This window comes from Pelagimonas sp. (genome assembly GCF_058892305.1).
This window is the reverse complement of record NZ_JBZXVN010000001.1, coordinates 13381-21185: the sequence shown is the minus strand read 5'-3', so window position 1 is coordinate 21185 and position 7805 is coordinate 13381. Positions and strand designations below refer to the sequence as shown.

Annotated in this window: 8 protein-coding genes; 3 read left to right on the top strand and 5 right to left on the bottom strand. The window is 60.5% G+C overall.

Annotated elements, in window-relative coordinates; translation table 11 throughout:
• From AC5EFR_RS00120 to AC5EFR_RS00100, 5 genes are all read right to left on the bottom strand, one after another.
• On the bottom strand, nucleotides 1-332 hold a 332-nt coding region (locus AC5EFR_RS00120; protein ID WP_493574087.1), incomplete at its 3' end, for a helix-turn-helix domain-containing protein.
• 515 nt (nucleotides 333-847) lie between these two features.
• Entirely contained in the window at nucleotides 848-1054 is a 207-nt protein-coding gene (locus tag AC5EFR_RS00115) for a hypothetical protein (RefSeq protein WP_007120662.1), read from the bottom strand.
• 536 nt (nucleotides 1055-1590) lie between these two features.
• Nucleotides 1591-2520 (bottom strand): DUF2493 domain-containing protein, encoded by a 930-nt coding sequence (locus tag AC5EFR_RS00110; RefSeq protein ID WP_493574086.1) that lies wholly within the window; start codon nucleotides 2518-2520, stop codon nucleotides 1591-1593.
• Between the two features lie 592 nt (nucleotides 2521-3112).
• Entirely contained in the window at nucleotides 3113-3598 is a 486-nt protein-coding gene (locus tag AC5EFR_RS00105) for a PIN domain-containing protein (protein WP_317939142.1), read from the bottom strand.
• 7 nt (nucleotides 3599-3605) lie between these two features.
• A complete protein-coding gene (locus AC5EFR_RS00100) occupies nucleotides 3606-4667 on the bottom strand; it encodes a helix-turn-helix domain-containing protein (RefSeq protein WP_317939143.1) in 1062 nt (353 codons plus the stop codon).
• A 285-nt stretch (nucleotides 4668-4952) separates the two neighbouring features.
• Here AC5EFR_RS00100 and AC5EFR_RS00095 point away from each other — a divergent pair, with 285 nt between their 5' ends.
• From AC5EFR_RS00095 to AC5EFR_RS00085, 3 genes are read left to right on the top strand one after another with little or no spacing between them, the layout of a single operon-like run.
• Nucleotides 4953-5939, top strand: coding sequence for a CBASS cGAMP-activated phospholipase (locus AC5EFR_RS00095; protein ID WP_317939144.1), 987 nt, complete (start codon nucleotides 4953-4955; stop codon nucleotides 5937-5939).
• Nucleotides 5936-7135, top strand: coding sequence for a nucleotidyltransferase domain-containing protein (locus tag AC5EFR_RS00090; protein WP_317939145.1), 1200 nt, complete (start codon nucleotides 5936-5938; stop codon nucleotides 7133-7135). The genes AC5EFR_RS00095 and AC5EFR_RS00090 overlap by 4 nt, the downstream gene beginning before the upstream one ends.
• A 5-nt stretch (nucleotides 7136-7140) precedes the next feature.
• Entirely contained in the window at nucleotides 7141-7617 is a 477-nt protein-coding gene (locus tag AC5EFR_RS00085) for a type II CBASS E2 protein (protein WP_317939146.1), read from the top strand.
• The last annotated feature ends 188 nt before the right edge of the window (nucleotides 7618-7805 follow it).

The window sequence follows — 7805 nt, the reverse complement described above, 5'->3', positions numbered from 1 at the left end:
CGCGCCATCTCTGCTGCCATCTGCGCATCCGGAACGAACACCCCGCCTGCCGCCTGAATGAGCCGCCGCAGCCCCTCGGCCCGGCTCTCGATCCCGGCGGCGGCCAGCACCTCGTCGAGCGCCGCAAGCTCCGCAGCGGTGACCTTCACACTGACCGCCGAGACCGGGATCGCGGCATCCGTCTGGCGCTCGGCATCGGCTTTCAGGACGTAGCGCACGGCCCGCGACGTAACCCCAAAACGCTCCGCAAGTTCAGACGTCGACACACCCTCCGCGGCCTCGCGAACGATCTGCATTTTCTCGATCTCTGTCAGGCGTTTTGTTCGGGACATGCGGAAGAAAGACCCCCTATTTCCTGCCACCTTCCACCAAGGCTGCCCCACCTTACGATAATATACCAAGATGTCAATTATATACTGCCGTCGCATTCAGGCTCAGGCAGCCTTGGTGTCCGCTTCCCCCGCGGCCCGCAGGGACGCGGCTCTGCCGACCTCACCACCAGGCGACACCTGTCCTAGGGGTCCGGTCCGCCAGCCCCGCCCGAGGCTCTGGCCGAACACGCATGTGTTCGGACGGAACCGCGGGCGGGCGCAAACCCCACCGACAGGGCGGACAGGCAGGGTCAAGGAGGGCCAGATTTGGGTTCCCAAATCTCTGCCGCAAAAACCGGGAGGCCCTGGCCGATAGGTTTTTGTGGATGGCCCCCTTGAGGCTGACTGGCCGGTCTGTCGCGGCCTGGTCATTCCGGGCGGAGTGCGTCCGTTGAACGCGCAAGGACCAGCATCCCTCGAACAGGGATCGGGCCGCCCCAAGATCGTCCTGGGGCGGCCCATCCTCGTCAGAGGATTTAGTCCTGGGGATCTTTCGCGCTCGGCGGGAACATCACCAGCTCCGAGACCGCGACCGGAAAATCGAGCTTGAGGCTGAAGAACTCCGAGCCATCCCCGTTGCGGGTGTTGCGGAACATGGCGCCCACGCGTTGAAAGCGGGTGCGCTCCTGGCCATCGGTATCGGTGAACTTAACGGGGACGGTGGCGACGTAGTGGTTGGTCATTTGGGTTACTCCTTGTTGCGATGGGGATCACCCAGCACGGGGGCAAGAGGCCCGGTCGCAAGCGCAAATGCGGAGGGTCCGCGGCTCCGCCGTGGAAGCCGTATTTGTGCTTGCCGAAGCGTGAGCAGAGGGCACGAACGGGCCGACCCCGTGCGATCCACATGCATAGCAAAAAGGAGGGACCCGATTGACCTGTGCCATCACGCAGTCGCCACCATCCGCGTCCACGTCCTGCCGAACCTGGCCGGGGTGCTGATGACGCCCGCCCGCGTGGATGCGATGTTCCGCGACACCACCCGAGGGTCGAGCAGGGCTTCAGCCTCAAGTGCGACGTCTCGACCCCTCGCGTCTTGCGCTGCTGACGATGTGCTAGGTGCGCACCATCCCCAGCCCATACCGATGCGGATGGGCCGCACTCTGACGGACTGGGTAGAGGGATAACGCTGCTGGCCGCCGCAGACTACCGATAACGCGTGACCGACCGCACGCGCCGTGAGACATGACGAAAGGGCCGCGCCAAGCGCGACCCCCTCTCTTCAATCCTGCGCAGTCTTCTTAGCCGGGTCCGCAACCCGCATGACCGTCAGGCCTTTCGCTTCCGCCTTCTGCCCGAGGTTCAGCGCGACCCCGTTGCCTCCGAAGAGAACAACCCCCGTCGCCGCAAACTTGTCGTCCAGCATCTCGTCATTGCACTTGAACGGTGCCGCCCGCCCGTGCGCGGACCAGCGCGGATCGAAGCGCGCTTGTGCTATCCCGCGTGCCCGGGCCCACCGAGCCGCAATCATCTCCGCCCCGTGCTTGCCACCCTTGTGGCAGAGGAAGATCTCCTGATTGCGGTTCTGCTTGATCCGTTCGCGAACCTTGTCGAGCGTGTTGAAGATCACATCGACATCTGTCCAGTCGGTGGCTCCTGAGACGATCAGGGGCACCCCCTCGACTTTCGACTTCTCGGCGGTTTCCCGGTCGTGCTGCTCCAAGAGCTGCCGTGCCTCGAAGACCGCCCCGGTCTCTTGCGCCCGGACGCTTGCGCGCGACCCGGCTGCCGGGATGAAGGCGTGGCCGGTCTCGATCTCGTAGCATTCCGCCGCAGCCTCGCTCATCACCTCTATGGCGCCGACAATCTCGCGCAGCTGCACAAAGCGCGCCTGCGCCTCTTCAAGCGCGGTCTCGGCGATCTCCGATCCGTCGTGGGATTTTGCCAGTGCGCCGATTTTGTCGGCGGTGCGGTCAATCTCCTTGCCGAGTGCCACCTTGCGCCGCTGCAGGATCGTGGCGAGCCCATGGGCCAGCGGTTCGATTTCTGCCTCAAGGCCGGTCCCGCGCAGCGGACCGAGCAGAGCCTCGAAGCTCTCGCGGATGATGTGGTCGGTCAGGATGTGATCTTCCGGGATCGGCAGCTGCGCGTCCTTCTCGGTCAGCCCGAAAAGTTCGATGGTCTCGTAGGTGTTTGCAGTGTCGTAAGCCATGTCTGGTCTCCAGTGTTCGGTTCCAAGGCCACCACTTGAGTGTGGGGGCATGGCCGAATGCCTGGTTTCCGAATCTGCCTGGGTCAGGGACGGCGCAGCCGCCGGCTTGCCGGGCGCAAAAGTTTTCCGCGCGCAGCACCCGACACATGCGCGCCCTCACGCACGGGACCGCCCCGCGCCACAGACCCCGCCCGCGCCGAAAAGTTTTGCGATCCTTGACGCGGGCTGATTTGGGGGCCATCCGGAGGATATGCTTCCGCACTCATGTGTGTGTGTTTTGACGGTAGGGTTGCCCGACACGAGCAGGCAAACGGCCCGACCGGACGCGGGAGACGGATGGAGCGCCGGGATCGTTTTGCTCCGCAAAACAGACCAGAGCGCAATCCGGCGGAGCGGCCGGGGAGGAACGTGCTCGCGAGGCGGGCAAACCGGGATGCCGGGTACGACGCCGCGGTGAGGCCGCATGGCCGAATGCGCGACGGACCGAAGGGCCGTTCTCCCCTGCGACACGCGAAGCCGAGCTGGGGAGGCCGTAAGGCTAGAACGAAGAAGAGCTTCGCATTAATTTTCTTCCATCAGGCCGTGCAAACAATCAGTATCGCGCGAGGCGCCTATTGATTTCCCTGATGGGAAGTCTGCATCTTGGATGATCACGAACCGCTTCGAGACCCGACATGAGGAGGGCGGTCGAACAAACCTCGTGACGTTCCATCTCATCGAAGACCCACAAGACGCCGTGCATCGCGATTTCTTGGCGCTCGGCCTCAGCCCTGAGCGCACCGTCTCCGGTAAGGAGAACCCAATCCCTTCCAGCCGCCAGGCAAAATGCAAAGACATCTGGCGTCGACAACATAGATTTCGCCCGCTTCAGTTCTGTCGCACGTGCGGTTTCTTCTGGAGTGAGCTCTTCCACTCTCAGACCCAGATCGATCAGATTAGGACCCATCCAGTCGAGGAGTTCCGCTTCATAAAGAATATCTGGGACAACAAAATCATAGGGGAGATCAAAGAGCCTCGCCGTCAGCGAGGCTCTTTCAATGTCGATCAGGACGGAGGTATCAGAAACAAGAACTTGCACATGGGCACTATGCCATGTGGTCCAACCGTTCTTCCAGTTCTTTTACTCGTATTTCGAGAAGCTCAGCCGCGCGAGACAACCCAATCAATCCCTCGGAGAGGGCACGAAAACACAACCTCTGAAAGCGGTCCGGTTCTTCTCGCTCCCACGGAATGGAATTTGGCTCCTCGAACGGCTCATCCCGCCAACCACGTTGCTTATAGACCTTGAAAAGGCGCGCAAAGGTTGCCTGATTGATGATCTCCAAATCTTTGCACCGATACGTAAGAGCTTGAATGCTAACGCCAAACCGGTCCTTCAGGCTAATGAGTTCTCCGATGCTTATGTCCGTTCTGCGGGCACCAATTTCCTGCCGAAGAACTTCCGCCGGGACAAGGAACGCACCAGCAAATCGATTTGCGGCGCGTTCGGAATCGCACCCGTCTGCGACTTTGAGCACCATGTGGCCCAGTTCGTGAGCTAAACTGAAGCGTTTCCGCTCAGACCAAGTGTTCTTCTTGATCATAATCACGCGCGCGGAATGCTGTTCTTTCCAACGCACTTTCGCCGCAAGCCCGTCAACTCGATCAACATCCAAAGACAGCACTTTGATCCCGTGCTCCTCGAGGAGTTCGGCAAGCATTGGAATCGGGTCATGACCCAGCTGCCAAGAAGCACGCATGTTGCGAGCCGCGTCCTCGGCATCACGAACATCGGCCACCCAATAGGGGGCTTCGTGCGGGGAATCCCATTCCTGGCTCGAAAGATTCAGCAAGCTTTCGATAGCTAGGTACTTTTCAACCATATTAAGCGTCTTGGCTTCGATCGTCGCGATCTCTTTGGCTGAAGAGCTGGCTGACTTGCGAAACTCAACGCCTTCCAACTCAAGCTCATCATCGCTGAGCAAAAAATCCACAGAGATGCCGAGTGCGCGGGCAAGACTTAGCAGCACGCCCGATCCGGGCATGTCTTCATTGCGCTCGTACTTGCCAATGGCTTGAGCGGACACCTTGTTCTCCATGGCATCAGAAAGTGCACGTAGCGAGAGGCCAGATGCCGCCCGGGCTCCTTTGAGTCTCTTGCCAATCATAACGTCCTCCCAGTGGGTGGTTTACATTTCACCCATATGATTGATATTTTGTAAACTACAACGCTTGAAAGCGCGGCAGATTGTCCCTAATTTGTAACATGAGGCCAAAGGAAAGGCAAATTTGTAAACCGCCAAATCGCCCCAAGAGGCGCTAAACAGGCAAAGAAACGAGGAAGCAGCCATGAACATACCGTTTGCGGGCGACCTGTCGTCAAGGTTTCAGAGCATCGTGGGACTGCCTGATGGTGGGCTGGCTGAGCCAACCCTCGAAAAGCGAGGTGCATCATGAGACGTATCCTAAGCATCGATGGTGGCGGCATCAAAGGCACCCAACCGGCAGCCTTTCTGGCGGGTTTGGAAGAAGACCTTGATGAACCGATTGGCCGCTACTTTGACCTGATTGCGGGAACGTCAACCGGGGGTATTCTCGCGATCGGCCTAGCCCTCGGCATCAAGGCCAAGACCCTCCTCGAACTCTACGAAAATCGCGGGCCGACGATTTTCGGGCAAGCGGGGGACAACAGCTGGTTCGGGCGAAAGGCTCGGGACGCGCGTGCCGCCTTGCGTCACCTGGTCAAGCCGAAGCACGATGCATCGACGCTTCGGGACGAACTCCATGCCGTCCTTGGCGACAAGCTCATCGGCGAAGCGGAGACCCGGTTGCTGATCCCGGCCTGGGATGCCGATCAGCGCAGCGTCTACATCTACAAGACGTCACATCATCCACGGCTTACCAAGGATTACCGGAAGCCGGCCCTTGACGCGGCGATGGCGACGTCTGCCGCTCCGACCTATTTCGCGCGCCACAAGACGGTGGATGATGTCGGGCTTCTCGATGGCGGCACCTGGTGCAACAATCCGGTGGGCGTCGCGACTGTCGAAGCGATCTCGATGCTTGGCTGGTCTCCGCAGGACCTGCACATCCTGAGCCTCGGCTGTGTCGACGAGGTCTACATGCTTTCTGAATCCCCCGGCAAGGCCGGTCTAGGATTGAAGGCCCTCAGCCTTCTCATGGATGGGCAATCCCGCGGTGCGCTCGGCATTGCCCGTCATCTGACAGGCGATCCGCACGACCGGATGGCTGTTCACCGGTATTCGCCGAGCGTGCCACAGGGTTTCTTTTCCCTCGACGACACCACAAAGATCCAGAGGCTCAAGGGGCTTGGCTCCTCGAGCGCCCGGTACGCGAGCCCCACCCTGACCCCCGTCTTCTTCCAGCAACCTGCCGAGCCGTTCGTGCCCGTGCATCAACTCGAACGGAATGCAGCATGAACCAGATCTTCTCGCACCCCCTCACCGATACCGCCATTCAGCGGCGGGCGCAGGTCTTCACGATCCTCGAAGAAATCTGCCAGGAGCTGGAATGGACTCAGACCCAGTTCGAAAAGGCCCGTACCAGCTACGAGGCCGTCGCAGACTGGTTGGCCGGATCGAGCGACCCGATGCTTGCTTCACTCCATGTCTATCTGCACGGCTCTGGCGCACTCGGCACCTCGATCAAACCGATCGGACGCGACGAGTTCGATGTCGACCTGATCAGCTTCATCCTTGACCTCGGCCCGGAGATCGCACCGGCACGCCTGAAGGCTGCGATCGGCGAGCGCCTGCGCGAACACGCTTACTATGCGTCTATTCTGGAAGAAAAGAAGCGCTGCTGGCGTCTGAACTACGCCGGTGACTTCCACCTCGACATCTCCCCAACCATTTCCAATCCCAACTGCATGAACGGCGGTGAGCTGGTGCCCGATCGCAAGCTACGGGACTGGCACGCGACGAATCCTCGGGCCTATCGGGCCCTTTTCGACGAACGGGCGGCCCTGGTCCCGAGGATGACGCAGTCGATCATCGCGTCACAGCGCGATGCGGCGACGACAGAGCCTTTCCCGGTGCGCCAGTCCGTCAAGGGTATACTGAGACGGACAGTTCAACTCTTGAAGCGTCACCGGGATCTGGAGTTCCTGCATGTTCAGGGAGAGATCGCGCCGATCTCGATCATCATCACGACCTTGGCCATGCGATCCTATGAGATGTGCGTCAGGCGCCACGTTTTCGCGGACGAACTCCAGGTGCTGATCGACACGATCCGCCTGATGCCGATCTTCATCGAGCGGCCTTTGGTCAACGGCCGCCAGATCTACGCGGTCTGGAACGAGACCACCAACGGCGAGAACTTTGCCGAGCGATGGAATGAAGAACCCGCGCGGGTCGAAGCCTTCTACAAATGGCATAGCAAGGCACTTGCCGACTTTGAAGCGCTGCGGGACCTCGTCGGCCTAGACGCCATTGTCGGCTCCATGAAGGACAGCCTGGGTGACAAACTTGTTGCTCGAACAATGAACCGGCGGATGGACGCGCTGAACGAGGGGCGGAAGACGGGCGCTCTCGTGCTTGGTGCGGGTGTTGGCCTCACCACCCAAAAAATGGCCGCTTCGACGCCCGTTCCCAAGAACGAGTTTTTCGGGGACTAAGCGCGATGGCAGGATCGACCACAAGAAACCGGCTGACACTACCCCAGCAGTACCTGTTCCTGCAGAAGTCCAAGACAGTAGCCGGCGAAGGGGTGCTCGGTCCGCGCCGGTTGGAATGGCATTTTCGCGCACAACCTACGCCGCTTTCCCGGACGTATCAGGTCACCCTTGTCCTCGAAAGGGACGGGACGCCGGATGTTCGTGTCGTAGATCCTGACCTGAGGTTGCTTGCCGGTGAGCGCGACCTGCCGCATATCTACCATAACCCGGATCGGCTCTGTCTCTATCTGCCCGGGACCGGGCAATGGGACGCCAGCAAACGTTTGGACCTCACCATCATCCCCTGGACCCACCTCTGGCTGATCTATTTCGAGGAATGGCTCGTGTCGGACGACTGGAAGGGCGGGGGAAAACACCCCGGGGAGGATGACCCAGACGAGGGCAACCGCGCGTTACGCCGCAGCCTTCAACGACAGCGCTAAAACCCTCTGTTATACTCATTGTCTAATTTGAACCTGATCGCAAGTAGGTGGCGTCCTTCATGCAAACGGACACGAAAAAAGGGGAACCGTGGTCCCACGGCTCCCCTTTGGGTTCAGGTCTTTTGTCCTCATGCCAAGGTCACGCCACCAGCGACAGCCCCGCGCCCGCGTCCTGCGGCTGCTCACCG

What these genes read in the sequence shown, in the direction of transcription:
- AC5EFR_RS00115 (WP_007120662.1), bottom strand. Translation starts at nt 1,054, where the DNA reads ATGACCAACCACTACGTCGCCACCGTCCCCGTTAAGTTCACCGATACC.
- AC5EFR_RS00110 (WP_493574086.1), bottom strand. Translation starts at nt 2,520, where the DNA reads ATGGCTTACGACACTGCAAACACCTACGAGACCATCGAACTTTTCGGG.
- AC5EFR_RS00100 (WP_317939143.1), bottom strand. Translation starts at nt 4,667, where the DNA reads ATGATTGGCAAGAGACTCAAAGGAGCCCGGGCGGCATCTGGCCTCTCG.
- AC5EFR_RS00095 (WP_317939144.1), top strand. Translation starts at nt 4,953, where the DNA reads ATGAGACGTATCCTAAGCATCGATGGTGGCGGCATCAAAGGCACCCAA.
- AC5EFR_RS00090 (WP_317939145.1), top strand. Translation starts at nt 5,936, where the DNA reads ATGAACCAGATCTTCTCGCACCCCCTCACCGATACCGCCATTCAGCGG.
- AC5EFR_RS00085 (WP_317939146.1), top strand. Translation starts at nt 7,141, where the DNA reads ATGGCAGGATCGACCACAAGAAACCGGCTGACACTACCCCAGCAGTAC.